The sequence below is a fragment of the Rhizobacter sp. P5_A1 genome (assembly GCF_056400745.1).
In genome coordinates, this window is record NZ_JBFUKR010000007.1 from 102,019 (window position 1) to 122,036 (window position 20,018).

Genomic DNA, 20,018 nt, shown 5'->3' on the forward strand with positions numbered 1-20,018 from the left:
CGGGGGCCGAGGTCTCGATAGGCGAAGGCGATCCCTCCAGCACTGACGGAGAGATTGGGGGCGTCGACATAACGCGTATGCGCGGCGAGGTTGTCAAGTGGGCTTGTCATCGCTGTCGTCTCCTTCGTGATCCGGTCGCCTCGGCCGCGCGCGCCGAATCGAATCGGCCGTCAGGAAGACAGTGTCGGGTAGTCCGTATAGCCTTTGGACCCGGGCGTATAGAACGTCGACATGTCGACCGGGTTCAGCGCCGCGTTCGCTTGCATGCGGGCGACCAGATCCGGGTTCGCGAGAAACGGCCTACCGAACGCCACCAGATCGGCCTGTCCTTCAGAGAGAGCCTTCTGCGCACTCGCGGCGTCAAATCCGCCGGCCAGGATGAACGCACCCTTGAATGCTTCTCGCAACGACGTCTTCAGTTTGACGGGGACCGGCGGCGCGCCCAACGCGGAATGGTCGAGCACATGGACGTAGACCAGTCCGAGCTTCGACAGCGCGGATGTCAGCGCCAGGTACTGCGCGTCAACCTCCGTGAAGCCGCCGGTTCCGTTGAATACACCGTGAGGTGAGAGTCGAATGCCCACCCTCCCGGCGCCGATCGCGGCGACGGTGGCTCGTGCCACTTCCAGTGCAAATCGATTCCGGCCATCGATGCTTCCGCCGTAGCCGTCGGTTCGCTGGTTGACGTTTGCGTTCAAGAACTGCTCAATCAAGTAGCCGTTTGCCGCATGCAATTCCACGCCGTCGAATCCGGCTTCGACCGCCAGTGTTGCCGCCTTCGCGTACTCACTCACGGCGGTCGCTATATCTGCTTGCGTCATCGGCCGCGGCGCGGTGTGCGGCTGCATGCCCTTGGAGTCCGTGTGCATCTCTCCAGGACAGACTTCGGCCGCTGGCCCGATCACCTCGGCCCCTGCCGGGAGGTTTGCGATGTGGGCAACGCGGCCGGTATGCATCAGTTGCACGAAGATCTTGCCACCCTTTGAATGAACGGCGTCGGTCACGAGCTTCCAACCGCGAACATGCTCTTCGTTGAACAAGCCGGGTATGCGCGCGTAGCCCAGGCCATTCGGGGAGGGAGATGTGCCCTCGGTGACGATCAAGCCGGCCGTTGCCCGCTGGCCGTAGTACTCGGCCATCAGCGCGTTCGGCGTGTTGTTCACCACGGCCCGGCTGCGCGTCAGCGGCGACATCACGGCGCGGTTCGAGAGTGCCAAGGCACCCGTGTCAAATTTGTCGAAAAGCATGTCGAAACTCCAGTTGTAAATTCATGAGAACGCCGACTCCGGCGTGGTTTTGACGAACCCAATCGCAGCCGCGACGACCGACCGGTCGCTGAGGATTCGACGGTGACCGAGCTCTTCGACACGGATGTGACGAGCGCCCGGCCATGCGGCGGCGCTGGCCAGGCTGTCTTCAACGGCGGCAACCCGGTCGTCGCTCGAGTGGATGAAGAGCGCCGGCTGGACCAAATACGGCGCGCGCCGCGGCAGCGAGATCTCCCGCACGTCAACGCCAATCATTGTCTGCAGCAGGCCGAGCATCGTTTCGGTGGCGTGGGTGTCGAGCCCGGCTGCGTCGGCAAAGCCTCGCGCATACCGTTCATTTCTTCATCCCGTTTCGGCTTGGATCGTTGAAGAAGTGCACTTGCAGCGCTCAACTCGCCGTCTGGTACCGCTGTGCGACCTGCGACTGCTTGATTTCCGAAAGCAGGCCCTGCCGCGCGGCGTCGAGGGCATCCCAGCGTGCGGCGTTTTGCAGGGGCGGAATCGTCACGAGTTCGCGGCGATCGAAGCCGACCAGCGCGGCATCGACCAATTCATCTACTCCCATCAGCTCGGGCAAAGCCTTGATGTCGATGCCGGCACGCTCCCAGATCTCCGTGCGGGTCCCAGCAGGCAGCACGGCCTGGACATAGACGCCCTTGGGCGCGAGCTCCAGACTCAGACCTTGCGAGAGGAACAGCACGAAGGCCTTGGTTGCGCCATAGAGCGTCATGCCGAATTCGGGGGCCAGGCCAACGACCGAGCCGATGTTGATGATCGAGCCTTCGCCCGCCTTCACGAATCGCGGAGCCACCGCGCTGGCGAGCCGAACGAGAGCGGTCGTGTTGAGCGCGATGAGCCGCTCGTTGGCCTCGGCTGTCTGCCCGATGAAGCTGCCCGACTGGGCGGCTCCGGCATTGTTGATGAGGATTCCGATGCGGGCGTCATCGCGCAGGCGCGCTTCGACCGTGCCCAGGTCGCCGGACTTGGTGAGGTCGGCCTGGACGACATCGACGGAAACGCCGCTTTCTTGGCGCAGGCGGGTCGCGAGGGTATCGAGTCGCGCCTTGTCGCGCGCGACCAGAACGAGGTCGTGGCCCCGGCGGGCGAAGCGCTCGGCGTAGGTGGCACCGATGCCGGAGGAAGCGCCTGTGATGAGGACGGAGGAACGGGTGGTCATGTGTCTGCTCTCTTGGCTAGAAGGGGGCCCGGCCGGGTCCGGGGTGACGCTTGTCTGTTGATTCACGATCAACGCATCAATGATGTCGATCGAAATCTAAAATGTCAAGCGCTTTGATGATCATCGACATCAATGTATAGTGGCACCCTGGTTCTGGCCTGAAGGAAGAGGCGTGTTGCTATGAAGGTCACCAAAGCGCAGGCGCGGGAAAATCGGGCGCACATCGTTGCGACGGCCTCTGCGTTGTTTCGGGAACGTGGCTACGACGGCGTCGGGATAGCGGAGCTGATGGCGGCTGCCGGCTTCACGCATGGCGGGTTCTACAAGCACTTTCGCTCCAAGGCCGACCTGATGGCCGAAGCGGCCGCGACCACGATTTCGCGGGCCGTCGCAGACAGCGCCGGCTCAGACCTCGCCGAGTTCTTCAAGTCCTATGTGTCGCGCGTCCACCGTGATGCCCGAGGCGTGGGCTGCACGATGGCGGCTCTCTGTGGTGACGCTGCACGTCAGCCAGAGGACATCAAGGCGACGTTTGCCGTCGGGATCGACAGCATGGTGACGACCCTCGAGCGCGAAGTAGCGACGCTGAGCGACGTGGATCAGCGCGAAGCGCGGGCCAAGGTGATCGACACCTTTGCGCATGCGGTGGGCGCCGTGGTGCTGTCTCGGGCCTGTCCGGACGGCTCTGCACTGGCGGACGAGATCTTGGAGGTCTGCCGCAGGGAGATTCTCGGGTCACTGTTGCCGTCGGTGCGCAGGAAGCGAGCAACGGCAACCTGACCTCTTTCGGCGAAGGCGCCGCGCCGCCCTTCGACATTGGAGCGACATTCGAATCGCCACAGGGACATTTGATGGCCACCACATCGATTCCGCTGGCGTCCCCTGGAATCGGTCGTCACGCGACCGCGGTCCGGGTCCATCAATGACCGCATCGCTCCGGGACCATGAGTTCGGAGCTTGACACTGACCGGTCGCAACCGCGGCATACCTGGCGCCCTGGCAGCCGCCTGGCGCTGCGGCCGACCCTAGCTGCGGCCGGCCCTGACTTCACCGGTGAATGCGCAGCGGCTACGCAGCCGTCCGACTACTGGAGTCACCGATGACGACGGTCTATCCCTGGCGGGCCACTCAGATGTCCTCACGCTTGACGGGCTTCAAAGCCATCATGCCGTCACCCAGCAGGAACAAGGCAATCAAGCCCACGACCCAGAACGCCGGGAACTCCCAACCACCGCCCTTGCTGCTAAAGAGCCAGCCGTTGGCGCCGTGCACCAACACAATGGTGCCGACCAGTTCCAGCGCCAAGGGCAGAGCAACCAGGGGTGCGTAGATCCCGAGAATCAGCGCGATCCCACCCAACAGTTCCAGCGCGATGACCCCATAGGCAAGAACGGCCGGCAGCCCGAGTGAGCCGAAGTAGCCGACAAACCCCGGGACGCTGAACACGAAGATCTTGAGGCTTACGTGAGCCAGAAACATGATGCCCATGCTCACGCGCAAGAGCAGAGCGGCAAGGGGAGCGGTGGAAGTCTTGATCATGATTTGATCCGGTGTCGATTGATGCCTGGGCAACCAGAAGAACTTGGGATAGGCGCGCTGTGAAGGCCCCGGCGAAGTGTCTCGGCGATCTCAATGCGTCGCCCCAACCCGAGCGCAATTCGGCCCTATTGACAGGAGAAGTTCGCTGCGTCGTCAAGACTGCCGGTACCCTTGTATTTCGGGAACTTCGGGTACGGGCACAACGGGCGGGTACGGCCAGCAGGGATGCCTGAACTGGTCATGTCCGCGTTCTGCGCCGCGCTGCGCGTCGTGCCGATCACGCTGTCGGGCGCCTGACCTTTCTCTACCCACGCGACCAGAGCCGTCAGGAAGTCGAACTGATCGGTCGCCGGCCCGCCTTGCGTGTGGGTCATTCCCGCGACGTTGAAAACCCGCGCGAAGTTGCTCGCGTCGCCATTGTTGGCGGCTGCGAGGCCCTTGTACCAGGCGATCGTGTCGTTGTACGAGAACACCGGATCGGCCGTGCCATGGAACAGGATCAATTTGGCGCCGCGATCGCGCAGCGTGGTCAGGTTGGTGGGGTCGGGCGGCGTCATGAACGACATCGACGATTCGGTGAACACTGAAGTCGTCCCGTTGATCAATGCTTCGGCCTTGTCGAAGTCGTAGTTCAAGGTCCAGTCGATCATCGTGGGGCCCAGGCCGGTCATCACGGTCGGGTCGGCGGGCGGTGTGCTGAAGATGAACGCCGCCGCCGACACGAAGCCCACGTTGTTGCCGTACTTGCTCGTGCCGGTGCCGGTGCCGTTGGTGACGCCCGTCATGTAGCCGCGCCAGTTGGCACCATATATGCCGTTGGTCCAGGGCCAATCCGAGTAGAGCGCTTTGCCGGCGGAGTTCTTGGGACCAGCGAACATCTTGGCCAATGCCGTTTTTTGCACCGCGCTCAAACAGGTGCCATCGGGCACCTGGCCGGCAGCGCAGGTGACGACATCGTTGGCGAGGGAGAACGCGCTCTGGCATCCCTGCACGTCCTGCACCATGCCGTCGACCGCACCGTCCAGTGCATCGCATTTGGCCAGCACGCGATTGCTGACGTAAGTGATGTCGGCGAGCGAAAGCGCGCTCCAGATCGCCGGCCGGTTGGTCACCGGATCGATCGACGTCGCGGCGGTCATCAGGATCTGGTTGGTCCACTCCTCCGCGATGCGGGACTTCGGCAGGTTGAAGCCAGGCGAACCCGCCAGGATGCCGTCGTAGTCGGCCGCATAGCGGGCCGCCGCGACCATGGCGTGGCGACCGCCGTTGGATGCCCCGACCATGTAGGAACGGTCTGGCCCACGGCCGTAAGCGGCGGCGATCAGGCTCTTGGCCATCGGCGTGAGCGAACCCACCGCGGCATAGCCGTAGTCCTTGCGCGCTTGCGGGTCCAGCCCGAACACCTGCCCGGCGATACCCAGGCCGGTGGCCGGATCGTTCGGGTACGACGCACTGTCCGGTGCGTGGCCGGCATCGGAGGTGAGTACCGCGAAGCCCTCGATCAAGCCGTTGCTGGTCGGGCTGCCGCCGAGCTTGCGGCCGAAGGCGCGGGTGGTGTCGGTCGTGATGAAGCCGTCGTTGCCGCCGTTGACCTGATGGAAGAAGCGGCCGCTCCAACTGGTGGGCAGGCGCATCTCGAAGTTGATCGCGTAGCTTTTGGCGTTGACGCCGGTGCGCGGGTTCATCTTGCCAACGACCACGCAATGCGCCGGCGACTTCAGCGTCACGCCATCGGCGGTGGAGGTCACCGCGTCCGCGGCGACCTGGGTTGCCGACACGATCGTGGTGTTCCCGAAGACGAATCCAGCCAGGGACGTGCAGTTGGCCAGCGTGCCTGCTTGCGCCGCCGCGAGTTGCGGCAGCGTCGCACCGCTGTCGTCGCCGCCTCCGCATGCAGACAGCAAGGCAGCGACGCAGGCTGCGGGAATCGCAGCCCTCGCAAGGATCGGCTTCGATGGCACAGAAGTGAGGGCGTGGCGAGTCATGGGTGTCTCCGGCTAGTGATGTTGCAAGCGGCCCGCATGGAGAGTTCGGTGAGTGGTGACGGGCTCGAAGTGTGCGTCGCCGAATTTGCAATAGTTAATTTACTTAACTATAAACTTGTCAAAAATTGGTACATTCCCTAGGGGAATCCAGCGACGAACGATAAGTTACTTGCTTATTCGTCTTGTGTGATGAGCCGCGTCTCGAGGCGGCACAATGAAGCTCATGACGCGCGACGGACGCACTTCGAACGAACTCACCCCCCAGGGCGGATTGGGCGAGGGCGGTATCCACGGCCTCCTCGGGTATCAGCTCGCGCAGACCACGATCCTGACTACTGAGGCTTTTGTGCGGGTCGTTGGTAAGCCCCTTGATCTGCGGCCGGTGGAATTCACGATCCTGCAGCTGGTGCACGAGAACGCGCCCGTGACCGCTACGAAAGTGGCGAAGGCCTTGTCCGTCACGACCCCGGGGGTTGCGATCTGGCTGGATCGACTGGAGCAGCGCGGTCTGCTCAAGCGCACGCGAGACGAGACCGACCGGCGAACGCAGAACCTGAGTACCACACGTGAGGGGGACAAGCTTGTCTCGCTCGCGCTCGGGCGACTGCTTCAGGCCGATCGCGACATACTGAAGGACCTGAGCGAGGGCGAGCGACACATGTTGCTGGAGCTTTTGCAAAAGGTCGCGCGATCGCGAGGGCGCTGACCGCGCCGAATTCGCCGCGCTCGAGTCGGCCCCCGCCTTGACTTCGAAGGACGCACTTCGAGCACTTCGCTCCTCACTCGTAACGCATCATGTCCCGGTCAGAGCATTTCCAGCGCGAGTGCGATGACCTGGCCGCCGCCGATGCAGAGGGTCACGATGCTCCGCCTCAGGCCGTCGTGCCGCATCGAGTGCAGCAACCGCGTCGTCAGTACGGCGCCCGTTGCGCCGATGGCGTGGCCGTGGGCGATGGAGCCGCCCTCGACATTGACGATGTCTTCCGGATCCAGGTGTCGAGGGAGGGGAGCGAAACCCCGCGCTGTGTGTCGCTGCTCGGCCACAAGCCGACGCTCGTCGCCGGCGGCTTTGTGGCTCGCTACTAGAGGCACGCCAACACCGCAGACCGCAGACCGCAGTCCGGTGGACGGTCCATTTCATGGAACCAGTTCCGATGTTCCGATGGTGCGTTCCGCCCCTGCAGCTCAGATCGTCTTCAGCGGCGGGGCGGGCGAAGTCGAAACCATCGTCGCAGCTCGCCAGCCACCACCACCGGTCACCTCTTGTCCAGCACGTTAAGCACCGCGAGACTCATCGCGTGCACACCTGTCTTGATTGATGGCTCGGGCACTGGTGCGAAAAACGGCGAATGGTTGGCGGGCAGCGGCTTGCCTCCCGGTTTCATCGAATCGGCCACTTGCTTGGGATCGTGGACGCCGATGAAGAAGAACATCGATGGCACGCCCTCGTTGACGAAAACGGAGAAGTCCTCGCTGGCGCTGATCGGGGGTGCGCGCATCACGTTCTTCACACCGAGTGCGGCCTTGAGCACCGTCTCGGTCGTGGAAACCACGCTTTCGGAGTTGATGACTGCGAGACCGCCTTCGCTCAACGATACCTCAGGCTCCGGTGCACCAGCCATCATGGCCGATGCATTGGCGGTGCGCCGCACGCCATCGAGCAGCTTGCTGCGCACCTCGGGCTTGTACGAGCGGATCGTGCCGCGCAGCACGGCCGAATCGGGAATGATGTTGCCCACCGTACCGGCCTGCACCGCGCCCACCGTGACCACGCCGAACTCGAATGGATCCTTCTCGCGGCTGACCACTGTCTGCACGTCGTTGATGAAATGCGCTGCGATGGTGATCGGATCGATCGTTCTGTGTGGCGCCGAGCCGTGGCCGCCGCGTCCCTTGAAGGTGATCTCCATGCTGTCGGAGTTGGCGGTGATCGGGCCGGCGTTGTAGGTCACCGTGCCATAGGGCGCGGCTGATGCATGCAGCGCAAAGGCGAAGTCAGGTTTGCCGAAGCGCGTGAACAAGCCGTCCGAGAGCATCGCCTTCGCGCCCATGACCAGCTCTTCGGCCGGCTGGGCGACGAACATCAGCGTGCCGCGCCACTGATCTTTCAGCGCGAGCAGCAAGCGGGCGGTTCCGACCCACGCGGCCATGTGAACGTCGTGGCCGCAGCTGTGGGCGACGAAGGTCTCGCGCCCGTTGGATGTCGCCTTCGCCGTACTGGCATAGGGCAATCCCGTCTTCTCTTCCATCGGCAGCGCATCGAGCTCGGTGCGCACCATCACCGTCGGCCCGGTGCCGTTCCTTAGGATGGCGACAACACCGGTCTTTCCGATCTTCTCGGTGACCTCAAAACCGAGCGCGCGCATCTCGACGGCCAGCTTGGCGGCGGTGCGCGTTTCCTCAAAGCCCAGTTCGGGGTGCGCATGGATGTCCTTGTACAAGGCCTCAAGCTGAGGGTACATCTCGTTGACGAGCCCGTTCGCTTTGGCGCCGTACTGCTCGGCGACCGAGGACGATTGCGCAGAGGTACCGGCGGCGAGGCAGAACAGTAGCGCGCAGGCAGCGATTGGCTTGAAGTACGAAGGCATGTGCATGTTGGTTGTCTACTGGAGGAAAACAAACAAGAGGTGTGGCGCGAGATGGCTGCGTTGGACGAGCCGTGTCGTCACCTTGGACACCGGTATCGACTCGAGCCTCGCACGCTGGATCTGCCGCGATTGCATTAGTGAGGATCGAGCAGGAATCCCGCGAAGAAAGCGGTGAGTGCCTCGTGAGCGTCTAGCGGAAGTACGTTTGAAACGTATTGATCGGGCCGGACCAAGACCATCGCACCATTCCTGCGGTCGATGCCGCGCAGATCAAAAATGTCGGGGCCGTTCCTGAGGTCGGGGCAATAGACCTTCTCGTAATCGACCAGACCGAAGCATCCCTTGCGCGGAATCAGAATGGTTGGCAGCTCCTCCACTTTCAGATCACGGTGTCCCTGCTGGAACACCGCGCGAACGTCGATGACCGTGTCAATGTCGGCGCCGGTAGGCGTAAATCGACGGATCGGGGAGTTTGGCGATTCCGCCAAGAAGGTGGCGAGTTCGCGCAGTCGCTTGCCGTCTGCATCGGCAAAGGCGTAGATGCGCCACGCGCCATCGGCACGGGCGACGTGGCCCAGGTGCAGCGGCTTGGCGTCTGCGAGCCGCACGACCGGTGCCGAGTGAAACCGCATGCCGATCGTGAATCCCTTTGCAAGGCCCTGGTGGGTGGCCTCGCACGTCAGCATCGTCGTCGGCGCGTAGTGGGTCGCGACGCCAGCCGTGTAACGACCCGACTTCACGAAATACGCCTGAAGCTCTTGTGGATCGACGCCGCCGAGCTCCGGGTGGTCCGGATCCAGGGGCTGCGAGGCCATGATCTTCGACCACTCCTTGTCAAAGTCGATGAGCCCCTGCGCAATTGCATGGCGCTCAGCGGAGTAGGTGCGCAGCAGTTCCGGCTTGGCACGGCCCTCGAGAACGGAGGCGAGTTTCCAGCCGAGGTTGAACGTGTCCTGCATCGAAACGTTCATGCCCTGACCCGCTTTCGCGCTGTGTGTGTGGCAGGCGTCGCCGGCGATGAACACGCGCGGCAGGCGAGACGCGATCTGTTCGCTCGGGACATCGTCGAACCGGTCTGTGACGCGCTGGCCGACCTGGTAAACGGCGAACCACACAATGCTCTTCACATCGAGCGTGTACGGGCGAAGCACGCGCTGGGCGATCGCTATGACTTTCTCCTGCGTGTTGTCACGGAAGGCTTCGCGGTTGTTCGGGTCGATCTCGCCGAGGTCGACGTAGAGCCGCACCATGTAGCCACCCTCGCGCGGAATCAACAGGATGTTGCCCTCATCCGCAGACTGGATGGCGGCCTTGAGCCGGATGTCCGGGAAGTCGGTGACGGCCAGCATGTCCACGACACCCCAAGCATGGTTGGCAAAGTCGCCACGCGGGACGGCTCCAATCGAATCACGCACCAAGCTGCGTGCACCGTCGCATCCGACAACGTACTTGGCGCGGACGGTGGTCTTCGAACCCGTGCTCACATCGCGCAGCGTGACCACGACCGGGTGCTCACCTTCGGCTTCGACCTTCAGGGTGACGAATTCCAGGCCGTAGTTGGCCTCGAGTCGTGTAGGCGACATCCTCATGTAGTCGAGCAGGCACTGCTGCAGGCGGGCCTGGTTGACGATGAGGTGCGGAAACTCCGACAAGCCGTCCTCGGTGTCCTGGACGCGTCCGGTGCGCTCGATCTGCGTACGGTCTTGCTTCGACGGACGCCAGAAGACGGTCTCGTTAACCCAATAGGCCTCGCGGACGAGCTTCTGCCCCAAACCGAAAGTCTCGAACATTTCAACCGTACGGCAGGCGATGCCGTCCGCCTGACCAACTTGGAGCGCACCCTCGCGACGCTCGATCAAGCGGGTGCTGATGCGAGGGAAATTTGAAAGCTGTGCGGCCAGCAGTGCCCCAGCAGGGCCGCTGCCGATGACAAGAACGTCGACGGCGTCCGGAAGCTTCTCCTTAACGATGTCGGGATTGCCGGGTGCGTAGCCATTCAGATAGAACTGCATGTGGTCTCCCTTCGTACGTGCATGGCTGCGGCACAGCGCGGGCTTGATGCCGTCGGTGGCCACGAGAGTGAGATGGAACTCAAAGCTGCGGACGCTCTCGCACCGCGGACATGCTCAGCGCCCCCAGCAACGGGCCGGCAGCCAAGGTGACGAATGCGGCGTTGAACGACTGAGTCGACTGGTAGACGACGCCCACCGCCAGCGGCACGATGACGTTGCCAAGCTGCCAGAACGCATTGGTCAGCCCGGTCGCCGAGCCCACCAGGCGCGGTCCCGCGCTTTCGGCCACCATGGCCGCCATCAGCGGTGAGTAGACGAACGCGGTCACGCCGAGGATCGGCGCGGCGATCAGGAACGCTGTTTCGGTGTGCAACGTGCCGAACAGCAGCAGCATCGCGGTGAAGCTGATGAGGCAGACGATCACGAGCGCTTTGCGGCGACCGCCGAGCCAATCGGAGAGGAGTCCTATGAGCGGTTTCGCAAAGATGGCGCCCACGCCGAACATCGCCGTGATGAAGCCAGCGCGAACGGGACTCAGGCCGTGTCCCTTGGTCATCAGCGCGTTGACCCAGAACGCGAACCCCCACGTGCCCCACAGCGCACCGAAGCCTGCGAGCGAAAGCAACATCAGGTCACGGTTTCGGAACAGTTCCATGAACCGCCGAGTTTCAGTTCCCTGGGACGAGGCCGCCGGTGCGTCGCGCAAGACGAACCAGCAAACAATGCCGATCGCGGCCGTGACGACCCCCAGCACCTTGTACACGGCTGCCCACCCGACCGCGGCAGCGAGGGCGGGCACCATTGCGTTGGTTAACACGACTGCGACCGACGACGCCGTGATCAGCAGGCCCATTGCGCGCCCGCGCAGGCGGTATTCGAACCAGGTCGCGGCCAGCTTCACGCAGGCTGCGTAATCGGCCCCAGCCGCCAGCCCCATCACGAACTGCAAAACAAGCCCGAGCGCCACCGACGACGTGTAGCTGAACAGGAAGGTGGAGATGCCAAGCGGCAACATCGCCAGCGTCAGCGTTCGGCTAGGGCCAAGCTTGTCGGTCGCAAGGCCGCCCAGAACATTGGCACCGACGTAGCCGATGTAGAACGACGTCAAAAATACACCGAGCCCGGCGATTGGCAGGCCCAGCGAGCCGCCGACCTGTGCCGCCAGATTCGCCCATGCCAGACGGTCCACGAATGCCATCAGCAATGCAGCCCATGCCACACCCAACACGAGCCATCTATAGGTGACCGCCGGCGTCGGCTTCACTGAGGCGTTCGGAACGGGCATCGGTGAACGAGTTTCGATCATGTCTTGTCTCCGTCGCGACGCTGAGGCGCGCCTTACCTGTTCGCTCATCGGTAGGCCACGGGTCTCAGCAAGCCGTCGCCTGCAACGGCCCGTGGTCCTACATGGGAAGTCGGCTTGGCGTTCGCGACCTCAGTTGCTACAGGCGAAGTTGGTACGTCCTCCCTACCGCCGCGTCCAGAGGCGAGCGCGATACCGACAAGTGAGGTCAGACCGCGTGCTGGTGTTGTGCGCCAAGCAGCCATGACCTGTGCGCGCGATCCGCGAAGGCGATGGAATTCGATCAACATCGCGAATGAGCTCATGTCGAGGCTCACGCGTACGACGCCACCAACTGCCACGCCGCCCAAACGACGATTAGCAGCGACGTAACGATGATGACCAGCGCCAACATCTGCTCAGCACATGCCCCTTGACGCCGCGAATCGGTCTGCCGGACCGCGTAGCCATGTGCATGTCCATGTGAGATGGTCTCCAGCAGTGCGCTCGGAGGCGGACAAGTGCAAGTACGTCGGGCGTTCCACATAAAATTCGCTCGAAGCTTCATGGTTGTTCCTTTGGACGTGGAGCGGCCCGGCGGTCTTGTGCGCCACAAAATCAATGAGGGACCGACTGGTGGTGCGCCCGGTCGGCGGAGGCTTACTTGCCCAACGTCGACTCAGGCTTCGCGCCTTCAGGTGCCGAGAAACACGCCTTGCTGAGTCAGCAGACGCTGGAGTTCTCTCACGTCGATGTCATGAACGGACCCGCTTAGTTTGAGCGCCAGAACCGCGGCCGTACCGGCTGCTTGCCCCATGACGAAGCAAGCGCCAGTGACGCGCGCAGCCGATTGCCCGTCGTGGGTCATCGACGCGCAGCGGCCGGCCACCAGCAGGTTGTCCACGCCGCCGGCCGTTGACCGGCGCGGGAGCAGCATGCGATACGGCAGATGGTTGTATCCGCGGGATTCGGGGATCGGCGGCCAGATCCACTTCACGTCGCCAGCGACATGCTTCTCCAGTGGCCAGCCGTTCACGCCGATCGTGTCCTGGAAGTCGACGCACTGCAGAACGTCGTCGGCGGTCAACATGTACTCCCCAATCAGGCGACGTGTCTCGCGGATCCCGAGCTGAGGCGCGATGTCGAGGGCATAGGCGTGCTCGAAGCCGGGCACCTTGCTGCGCAGGAAGCGCAGGTAGTCGACGACCTGGCGCCGCCCTTCAAGCTCGCCTTCGCTGAGGGAGCTCGCGTCGGTTCCGTCCGTTGCAGAGCCGTCCTTGTTCTTGAGCTGGGTGACGTTCACCCGCCATTCATAGGAGTGCTTTTGCGGTCGAACCACGGCGCCTCTGCGCGGGAACGTGAACTCACCGGTCGCTTCCACTGCATCCATCAGCTTCGGAATCGTCTTCCAGGCCTCACCGGCCGCTTCAGCATCGACGTTGCCAACGCGAAACATCATCGTCGGATAGAGCAATTCGCCGTGCTCGTCGCCTTTCTCGGTCGGGACGCCCGCCCAGTGGGCCATGTCGGCATCGCCCGAGCAATCGATGAAGCATTGAGCACGCACTGCGACTCGGCCAGACTTCGTTTCGAGAAGCAGGGTGTGGATTCGACCCTCGGCGGTTTTGATGACGCCGGCGGCCAGGGCATGGAACAACAGGTGCACGCCGTCTGCGACCAGAAGCGCATCTGCTGCGCACTTGAACGCCGACATGTCGTAGGCCTGCGCGAAGGTCTTGCCGAGCACCAGGTGCGGCTCGTTCAGGCCGTCCAGCCCGCGCATCCGTTCGAGCAAGTCATCGGTGACGCCATGCACTACCTGCTGGATATTGCCGAAGACGTTCGCATGCAAGCCGCAGAAATTGGTGACACCCGCTGCGGTTCCCATCCCACCCAGAAACCCGTAGCGCTCGGCCAGAAGCACCTTGGCGCCGTTGCGCGCTGCCGAGGCGGCTGCGGCGATGCCTGAGGGTCCTCCGCCGAGCACGACGACATCGAAGTCGCCGAACAGGGGCGTCTCGCGGGCTGGTTCGGTGATCGGCGAGATCGAATCGTTGCTCATGTCGTTCGCCTCCTTAGTCCAGGGTGATGTTGTGCTTCTGAATGACCGGCTTCCAACGCGCTACATCAGCGGCAAGCACGCCGCGAAACTCGGCGGACGAGTTAGCCACCGGCTCCATGTATTGCAAGCGAAGCTTCTCCTTGATGCCCGGTTCTGCGAGCACCTGAACCAGTTCGTCGTGCAGGCGCTTGGCGATTTCGGGCGGAGTCTTGGCCGGAACGATGAAACCGATCCAGGCATCCGCCTGAACGTCCTGCACGCCGGCCTCAGCCAAGGTGGGCAACTCGGGCAGCAGGGTCGAACGCCTGGCTGACGCCACCGCCAAGCCCCGGAGCTTGCCCGCCTTAATGTTTGGCATGACGGCCGCTGCGGGCAGGACAGCCATGTCAACCTCGCCGGAGATGATTGCGGTCGCGGCCGCGCCTGACCCGCCGTACGGGACATGAACCAGGTCCGCTTCGTTGCGAGACGACAAGGCCTGCATCGCCAGGTGCGACACGGTGCCGGCGCCCATCGATGCAAAGCTGTACTTCCCGGGGTTCTTCTTCATCAGCGCGAATAGATCGCTCGCGCTGTTCACGCCTCCCAGCTTGTTCGAGACCACCAGCACTGCCGGCTGCGTTGCGGCAATGGTGATCGGCTCGAGATCGCGCGCCGGGTCGTAGGGAAGCTTCTTGAACAGCAATGCGTTCACCGCGAGCGGGCCCGCGATGCTGACACCAATCGTCTGCCCGTCGGGCGCTGATTTGGCGATCGTATCGGTGCCCATGTTGCCGGCCGCCCCCGGCTTGTTGTCGATGACCATGGGCTTTCCCAGCCGCGTGGCAAGCCGCTCGGACAGAAGTCGGGCGACGACATCGGGTGTCGAACCGGCAGCAAACGGAACGACGACGTGAACGGGTCCCTTGGGCCAGGCCTGTGCTTGCGAAATCGCAGTCGCGAAAGGCAAGACGGCACAGACGAACAGGCGGGCGAGATGGGCACGTTGCATGTTTTGTCTCTCAGATCGTTCTTGGGTGGCGGCTGCTTTGGTGCAGCCGTGGGTGCCGTTCATTTGCCGGCTTGCGAGAAGGTTAGGTTCGTGAGAACATTTCGTCCATGACATGGATCGAATAGGTGTCAGCGGGAATCTGCATAATGGACATGAAGCTTCTCGCAGTCTTTGATGAGGTCTACAAGACGAGGAGCGTCTCGCGCGCGGGAGAAAACCTCGGCTTGCCCCAGACGTCCGTCAGCCTTGCGCTCGGTCGCCTGCGTCGGCAGTTCAACGATCCGCTGTTCGTCCGAACGTCCGAGGGCATGGTTCCGACACCGCACGCTGCGTCCCTGCTCGGGCCGCTGCGCCAAGCGCTCGAACTACTTCGCGTCGCGACGAAACAGCAAGTGCTGTTCGGCCCTGCCGGTAGCGAACGTCGGTTTCGCATCTCCATGACAGACATCAGTCACCTGGAGTTCCTGCCGGGGTTGGTGAACCGAATCAATACGCTGGCTCCCTCCGTGCGCATCGAGGTTCTGCGAATCACGGCGGATACGCCCAAGATGCTCGAGTCCGGTGAGTCGGACTTGGCGGTGGGCTTCATGCCCGAACTCGAAGCGGGTTTCTACCAGCAGAGACTCTTCGACCAAACCTTCGCTTGCGTTGTGCGCAAGGATCACCCTCGGATCGAACTGAAGGTCACGACAGCAGCCTTCAAACGCGAGAAGCATGTCGTGGTCACGGCGGCCGGAACGGGTCACAGCCTGGTCGAGCACGAGCTCGAGCGACTGGGAATTCGGCACAGGGTGATGCTTTTGCTGCCTACCCTCCCAGGGGTTGGCAATCTGCTGGCCCATACCGATTTGGTTGCCACGGTTCCTGAGCGAATCGCTCAGATGCTCGTGCGCATTGCTAAGGTCAAAGCGCTGCCTCCGCCGTTCGAATTGCCCAGATTCGCGATCAAGCAGCACTGGCACGAGAGGTATCAGCAAGATCCGGCGAATCGTTGGCTGCGGTCGGTGATCGCGGAGCTCTTCTTGGAGTAGGGATCTATCGCCTGAGACTTGCCCACTTATTCAAGGGAAGCCCTTGGGGGCAAGCAACGGGCCTGCCCGGTTAACCCCCTTCCAAGGACCGCTTCGCGGAGCCGAATCACGTGATCGGTGTGACCGCGTTGGGTCGACTGCGACCGCACGATCGATGAACTTAGCCGGGCGGTCTGCGTGACATTGCTGTCAGACCGGGTCGGATGTCGATAACGCTTCGATGACCTGCCGCTCGAAGTTGTCGTCTGGCCTTCGCTGGACGGCCAGTAGCTGTCGTGGTCGGACGACTGCTTTCGTCGATCCCAATCCCTACTCCGCTGCTTTGCAGCTCTGGTTTGGAGGCGCGCCTATCCTCGTCCGGGACGTCGATCGGCAAGGGCAGGATCGTGCTGCGGGATACCAAGAACCGGAGCGATCACGAGTTGCTCCTGTCGCGCCAGGCGTTGCAGATCGTTGAGCGCAACTGCCTGGACAAGGAGCCCCACGATCCGCTGTTCGCGATCGTCGATGCGCGCAAGACGCTGGCCTGGATCAACGCGAAGGCCGGAACCAAGGTGCAAGGGGCACGGCCTGCGTGCGACGTTCGCGAGCATCGCCGAGGAACTCGTTTCCGGGGGCGTTCTGAAGCGGATGTTGAATCACTCGGCGAGTGGCGACGTGACGCGGTACGTCGAACGTCCGCTTTTCACCGGCCGCCGTCGCCAGCGGAACTCCCATCTCCAGGAATGTCTCCGGTTCAGTCGAAGCTCAACAGGACCTTCATGGCTTGTGTGCGATCACCGGCCAGCGCGAAAGCGCGCGCCGAATCGCGGTAGGACAAGGTGGCCGAGATCAGAGGCTTGACGTCGACCAGCCCCTTGTTGAGCAGCTCGACGGCGACCGCGAATTCTTCGTGGAAGCGGAACGCACCACGCAAGTCGAACTCCTTCGCGACGATGGTGTTGATGGGCAGGTTCATCTCGCCGCCCAGACCGAGCTGAACGATGATGCCGCGCGGGCGCAGCGCATTGAAAGCGCCCGTCAGCGCGCGCTCGTTGCCGCTGGCCTCGAAGAGCACGTCGAAGTGCCCCTTATCGGCGGTATGGCGATCGAGCGCGTCGGGCCGCTCGGCCATGTTGATGGCCTCGTCGGCGCCGAGCTGCAGCACCTTGCGCAGCGGATGCGGCATCACGTCGGTGGCGACGATCTCGGTCGCACCGGCACGCCGCGCCGCAATGACCACCAGCGCGCCGATCGGCCCGCACCCCGTGACGAGCACGCGCTTGCCGAGCAGGGGCCCGGCGCGGCGCACCGCATGCAGCGCGACCGACAAGGGCTCGGCCATCGAACCCTCGCCATCGCTGACGCCGTCCGCCAGCTTGTACGCCTGGTGCGTCTCGACGACGAGTTGTTGGCGAAATGCGCCTTGCACGTGCGGGTTGCGCATCGCGCTGCCGTAGTAGCGCATGTCGAGGCAATGGTTCTGCAGGCCCTGCTGGCAGAAGCGACACAGCCCGCAGGGCCGGCTCGGACTCACCGCGATGCGGTCTCCCGCGGCGTATCCGCTGACCGCTGAGCCCACGGCCTCGATCACACCGGCGACCTCATGGCCGAGCACCATCGGCTCCTGGATGCGCACGGTGCCGAAGCCGCCATGGCGGTAGTAGTGCAGGTCCGATCCGCAGATGCCACCGCAGCGCACACGCACCTGCAGTTGCTCCGGGCCCAGTTCGGGTGTGGCGATCTGCTGGACGCGCAGGTCACCGGGCGCGTGAATGACAAGAGCTTCCATCAGTCGAGTCCCAAGGTTCATCAGAGCGTGGCGGTCACGCCGCCATCGACGTAGAGGATGTGGCCGTTGACGAAGCTGGACGCGTCGCTGGCCAGGAACACGGCGGCGCCGACGAGATCCTGCACGTCACCCCAGCGCCGCGAAGGCGTGCGTCCGAGCAGCCAGCGCGTGAACTCGGCATCGTTGACCAGCGCTTCGGTCAACTCGGTCTTGAAGTAGCCCGGGCCGAGGCCGTTGACCTGGATGTTGTAGGGGCCCCAGTCGATCGCCATGCCCTTCGTGAGCATCTTCACGGCACCCTTGCTCGCCGTGTAGGGCGCGATGTTCGGGCGTCCGAGCTCGCTCTGCACCGAGCAGATGTTGATGATCTTGCCGCGCCGGCGATCGATCATGTGGCGTGCGACCGCCTGGCCGACCAGGAACACGCTGTCGACATTGGTCTTCATCAGCTCGTGCCAGTGCGCCTCGTCGAACTGCTCGAGCGGGGCGCGGCGCTGCATGCCGGCGTTGTTGACGAGGATGTCGATGGGGCCGGCTTCGGCTTCGATCCGGCCGACGCCTTCGGTGACGGCCGCGCCGTCGGTCACGTCGAACGCGGCGCTGAGCACGAAGGCGCCTTCTGCACGCAGACGGTCTGCGGCCTGCTCGAGTTTCTGCGCATTGCGCGCGTTCAGGATCACGCGCGCGCCGGCGCTGGCGAGCCCCCGCGCGAGCGCGTAGCCGATCCCGGCGCTGGAACCGGTGACGAGTGCGGTCCGACCGCTGAGGTCGAAGCTTTTCAGGGCGGAAGGGGTCATGTCGTTCATCGCAATGGGGTCGTCGAGATGCGGTCGAGCCACGTCAGCACGCCGTCGATTTGCCGGAGCCGGCGACGCCCATCACCAGGATGCGCGGGTCGGTCATGACAGCTGATTGCGCGGCACGTCAGGATTCACCGGCGTCGGCGGCCGGCCGGCGTTCGGGCCCTTGCCGAGCGCTGCGATCAGGTTGTCGACGGTCAGCGCCGCCATCGCACGTCGCGTGTGCGCCGAAGCACTGCCGATGTGCGGAGTGAGCACGATGTTGGGCAGTTCGAGCAGGGCCGGGTTCAGCTTCGGCTCGTTTTCATAGACGTCGAGGCCGGCGGCGGCGATCGTCCCGGCGCGCAGCGCAGCGGCCAGCGCGGCATCGTCGACGATGCCGCCACGCGCGATGTTGGTCAGCGTCGCGGTTGGCTTCATCTGCGCCAGCTCGGCCGCACCGATCGCGTGGTGCGACGCGGGCGAGTAAGGCAGCACGAGCACGAGGTGATCGGCCTCTTTGAACAGGGTTGCCTTGTCGACCCAGCGGGCGCGCGCCTCGGCCTCGCGCGCAGGACGTCGACGTTGTTGTAGCCGACGCCGACGTTGCACACGGCCTTGAGCTCCGGACAAGCATCGAGCAGCGTCGCATCGATGCGCTCGCTGCCGGTGCTCATCACGCCCTGCTTGCCTTGCAGGCGCGCGATCAGCTCGGTCGGGCTCCAGACCGTGTCGGGCGGGTTGTCGCTGACAGCGAAGTGTTCGCGCAGCCGATCGGCGATGTCGGGGAACGTCGCGCGGGTGACGAGGACGGCGGCGGTCTGCATCGAGCGTTCCAGATCGGTGGGTTCAGTTGTTGCAGCGCGCTTCCAGCGCGTCGATGAAGGCACGGCTCCAGCGGCCTTCCTTCATCGCGCGCATCGTTTCCGCCTCGGCTTCGAGCACGCCGCGCGCCTTGTCGATCAGCGCCTCGACGCCGTCCTGCGGGATCGCCAGCAGGCCGTCCTGGTCGCCGACGATGATGTCGCCGGGATTGACCACCATGCCGCCGATCGAGACGGTCACGTTGATCTCGCCAGGGCCGTCCTTGTAGGGACCACGGTGCGTGACGCCGCGCGCGTAGACCGGGAACTCGCGTTGGCGGATCTCGGCCACGTCGCGAATCGCGCCGTCGACGACCACGCCTTGCAAGCCGATGCTCGCGGCGTAGAAAGATAGGATGCCGCCGACCGCGGCGTTGAGCAAGTCACCGCCGCCATCGATCACCAGCACGTCGCCGGGGCGGCAGAACTCGAGCGCACGCAGGTAAGTGAGGTTGTCGCCGCCGCGCGAGCGCGCGGTGACTGCTGTGCCAGCCATCGTCTGCCGAACCGGCCGGTGATAGGGCTGCAACCCGACCGTGCCGATGTTGCGGTGCATGTTGTCGCTGAGCGCAGACAGCGGAATCTCGCGCAGCGCAGCGAGAACTCCGAGATCGGCCTGCGTTGCCGATGGAATCTTGCGGATGGCCTTGTAGGTGCTCATGGAGGTTCT

The 20,018-nt window shown here is 63.9% G+C and carries 17 protein-coding genes and 2 pseudogenes; 3 read left to right on the top strand and 16 right to left on the bottom strand.

Annotated elements, in window-relative coordinates; genetic code table 11:
- Window positions 1-170: 170 nt before the first annotated feature.
- The 3 genes from AC1DTW_RS09895 to AC1DTW_RS09905 form a co-directional block, all read right to left on the bottom strand.
- The gene (locus AC1DTW_RS09895) at window positions 171-1,247 is read right to left on the bottom strand and encodes an alkene reductase (RefSeq protein ID WP_477980888.1); all 1,077 of its coding nucleotides are present in this window, start codon (window positions 1,245-1,247) and stop codon (window positions 171-173) included.
- A gap of 21 nt (window positions 1,248-1,268) precedes the next feature.
- Window positions 1,269-1,544: an alpha/beta fold hydrolase gene (locus tag AC1DTW_RS09900; protein WP_477980889.1), complete on the bottom strand. Its 276-nt coding sequence runs from the start codon at window positions 1,542-1,544 to the stop codon at window positions 1,269-1,271.
- A gap of 112 nt (window positions 1,545-1,656) precedes the next feature.
- A complete protein-coding gene (locus tag AC1DTW_RS09905; RefSeq protein WP_477980891.1) occupies window positions 1,657-2,445 on the bottom strand; it encodes an SDR family NAD(P)-dependent oxidoreductase in 789 nt (262 codons plus the stop codon).
- 180 nt (window positions 2,446-2,625) lie between these two features.
- On the opposite strand from AC1DTW_RS09905, the gene AC1DTW_RS09910 reads away from it, so the two are divergent.
- Window positions 2,626-3,225, top strand: a complete 600-nt coding sequence (locus AC1DTW_RS09910) for a TetR/AcrR family transcriptional regulator (RefSeq protein ID WP_477980892.1) — start codon at window positions 2,626-2,628, stop codon at window positions 3,223-3,225.
- 348 nt (window positions 3,226-3,573) lie between these two features.
- Here the strand turns inward: AC1DTW_RS09910 and AC1DTW_RS09915 are convergent, their stop codons facing one another.
- Together AC1DTW_RS09915 and AC1DTW_RS09920 are read right to left on the bottom strand one after the other, a co-directional pair.
- On the bottom strand, window positions 3,574-3,984 hold the full coding sequence (locus AC1DTW_RS09915; RefSeq protein ID WP_477980893.1) for a DoxX family protein: 411 nt from the start codon (window positions 3,982-3,984) through the stop codon (window positions 3,574-3,576).
- Window positions 3,985-4,109: 125 nt separating this feature from the next.
- Entirely contained in the window at window positions 4,110-5,969 is a 1,860-nt protein-coding gene (locus AC1DTW_RS09920) for a tannase/feruloyl esterase family alpha/beta hydrolase (RefSeq protein ID WP_477980894.1), read from the bottom strand.
- Between the two features lie 214 nt (window positions 5,970-6,183).
- Between AC1DTW_RS09920 and AC1DTW_RS09925 the strand changes: the two genes are divergently transcribed.
- Entirely contained in the window at window positions 6,184-6,675 is a 492-nt protein-coding gene (locus AC1DTW_RS09925; RefSeq protein ID WP_477980895.1) for a MarR family winged helix-turn-helix transcriptional regulator, read from the top strand.
- Window positions 6,676-6,773: 98 nt separating this feature from the next.
- Here the strand turns inward: AC1DTW_RS09925 and AC1DTW_RS09930 are convergent.
- The 6 genes and pseudogenes from AC1DTW_RS09930 to AC1DTW_RS09955 form a co-directional block, all read right to left on the bottom strand.
- Window positions 6,774-6,956, bottom strand: a pseudogene (locus AC1DTW_RS09930) (acetyl-CoA C-acyltransferase); the annotation flags it as partial.
- Between the two features lie 269 nt (window positions 6,957-7,225).
- Window positions 7,226-8,563 (bottom strand): amidohydrolase, encoded by a 1,338-nt coding sequence (locus AC1DTW_RS09935; RefSeq protein ID WP_477980896.1) that lies wholly within the window; start codon window positions 8,561-8,563, stop codon window positions 7,226-7,228.
- Between the two features lie 128 nt (window positions 8,564-8,691).
- Entirely contained in the window at window positions 8,692-10,569 is a 1,878-nt protein-coding gene (locus AC1DTW_RS09940; protein ID WP_477980897.1) for an FAD-binding monooxygenase, read from the bottom strand.
- Window positions 10,570-10,648: 79 nt separating this feature from the next.
- Window positions 10,649-11,875 (bottom strand): MFS transporter, encoded by a 1,227-nt coding sequence (locus AC1DTW_RS09945; protein ID WP_477980898.1) that lies wholly within the window; start codon window positions 11,873-11,875, stop codon window positions 10,649-10,651.
- Window positions 11,876-12,545: 670 nt separating this feature from the next.
- Entirely contained in the window at window positions 12,546-13,913 is a 1,368-nt protein-coding gene (locus AC1DTW_RS09950) for an FAD-dependent oxidoreductase (RefSeq protein ID WP_477980900.1), read from the bottom strand.
- A 13-nt stretch (window positions 13,914-13,926) separates the two neighbouring features.
- Window positions 13,927-14,904, bottom strand: coding sequence for a Bug family tripartite tricarboxylate transporter substrate binding protein (locus AC1DTW_RS09955; protein WP_477980901.1), 978 nt, complete (start codon window positions 14,902-14,904; stop codon window positions 13,927-13,929).
- A gap of 146 nt (window positions 14,905-15,050) precedes the next feature.
- Between AC1DTW_RS09955 and AC1DTW_RS09960 the strand changes: the two genes are divergently transcribed.
- Window positions 15,051-15,935: a LysR family transcriptional regulator gene (locus AC1DTW_RS09960; RefSeq protein ID WP_477980902.1), complete on the top strand. Its 885-nt coding sequence runs from the start codon at window positions 15,051-15,053 to the stop codon at window positions 15,933-15,935.
- Window positions 15,936-16,282: 347 nt separating this feature from the next.
- Here the strand turns inward: AC1DTW_RS09960 and AC1DTW_RS09965 are convergent, their stop codons facing one another.
- The 5 genes and pseudogenes from AC1DTW_RS09965 to AC1DTW_RS09985 form a co-directional block, all read right to left on the bottom strand.
- On the bottom strand, window positions 16,283-16,528 hold the full coding sequence (locus tag AC1DTW_RS09965; protein ID WP_477980903.1) for a hypothetical protein: 246 nt from the start codon (window positions 16,526-16,528) through the stop codon (window positions 16,283-16,285).
- Window positions 16,529-16,671: 143 nt separating this feature from the next.
- Complete coding sequence (locus AC1DTW_RS09970; protein WP_477980904.1) at window positions 16,672-17,706, bottom strand: L-idonate 5-dehydrogenase; 1,035 nt, start codon at window positions 17,704-17,706, stop codon at window positions 16,672-16,674.
- Window positions 17,707-17,726: 20 nt separating this feature from the next.
- A complete protein-coding gene (locus AC1DTW_RS09975) occupies window positions 17,727-18,503 on the bottom strand; it encodes a glucose 1-dehydrogenase (RefSeq protein ID WP_477980905.1) in 777 nt (258 codons plus the stop codon).
- 102 nt (window positions 18,504-18,605) lie between these two features.
- Window positions 18,606-19,312 (bottom strand): annotated as a pseudogene (locus tag AC1DTW_RS09980) (NAD(P)-dependent oxidoreductase).
- A 22-nt stretch (window positions 19,313-19,334) separates the two neighbouring features.
- On the bottom strand, window positions 19,335-20,009 hold the full coding sequence (locus tag AC1DTW_RS09985; RefSeq protein WP_477980906.1) for an RraA family protein: 675 nt from the start codon (window positions 20,007-20,009) through the stop codon (window positions 19,335-19,337).
- Window positions 20,010-20,018 lie beyond the last annotated feature (9 nt).

Coding starts and splice junctions, on each gene's coding strand:
- AC1DTW_RS09895 (WP_477980888.1), bottom strand. CDS start 1,247: ATGCTTTTCGACAAATTTGACACGGGTGCCTTGGCACTCTCGAACCGC.
- AC1DTW_RS09900 (WP_477980889.1), bottom strand. CDS start 1,544: ATGCTCGGCCTGCTGCAGACAATGATTGGCGTTGACGTGCGGGAGATC.
- AC1DTW_RS09905 (WP_477980891.1), bottom strand. CDS start 2,445: ATGACCACCCGTTCCTCCGTCCTCATCACAGGCGCTTCCTCCGGCATC.
- AC1DTW_RS09910 (WP_477980892.1), top strand. CDS start 2,626: ATGAAGGTCACCAAAGCGCAGGCGCGGGAAAATCGGGCGCACATCGTT.
- AC1DTW_RS09915 (WP_477980893.1), bottom strand. CDS start 3,984: ATGATCAAGACTTCCACCGCTCCCCTTGCCGCTCTGCTCTTGCGCGTG.
- AC1DTW_RS09920 (WP_477980894.1), bottom strand. CDS start 5,969: ATGACTCGCCACGCCCTCACTTCTGTGCCATCGAAGCCGATCCTTGCG.
- AC1DTW_RS09925 (WP_477980895.1), top strand. CDS start 6,184: ATGAAGCTCATGACGCGCGACGGACGCACTTCGAACGAACTCACCCCC.
- AC1DTW_RS09935 (WP_477980896.1), bottom strand. CDS start 8,563: ATGCACATGCCTTCGTACTTCAAGCCAATCGCTGCCTGCGCGCTACTG.
- AC1DTW_RS09940 (WP_477980897.1), bottom strand. CDS start 10,569: ATGCAGTTCTATCTGAATGGCTACGCACCCGGCAATCCCGACATCGTT.
- AC1DTW_RS09945 (WP_477980898.1), bottom strand. CDS start 11,875: ATGATCGAAACTCGTTCACCGATGCCCGTTCCGAACGCCTCAGTGAAG.
- AC1DTW_RS09950 (WP_477980900.1), bottom strand. CDS start 13,913: ATGAGCAACGATTCGATCTCGCCGATCACCGAACCAGCCCGCGAGACG.
- AC1DTW_RS09955 (WP_477980901.1), bottom strand. CDS start 14,904: ATGCAACGTGCCCATCTCGCCCGCCTGTTCGTCTGTGCCGTCTTGCCT.
- AC1DTW_RS09960 (WP_477980902.1), top strand. CDS start 15,051: ATGGACATGAAGCTTCTCGCAGTCTTTGATGAGGTCTACAAGACGAGG.
- AC1DTW_RS09965 (WP_477980903.1), bottom strand. CDS start 16,528: ATGCTCGCGAACGTCGCACGCAGGCCGTGCCCCTTGCACCTTGGTTCC.
- AC1DTW_RS09970 (WP_477980904.1), bottom strand. CDS start 17,706: ATGGAAGCTCTTGTCATTCACGCGCCCGGTGACCTGCGCGTCCAGCAG.
- AC1DTW_RS09975 (WP_477980905.1), bottom strand. CDS start 18,503: ATGACCCCTTCCGCCCTGAAAAGCTTCGACCTCAGCGGTCGGACCGCA.
- AC1DTW_RS09985 (WP_477980906.1), bottom strand. CDS start 20,009: ATGAGCACCTACAAGGCCATCCGCAAGATTCCATCGGCAACGCAGGCC.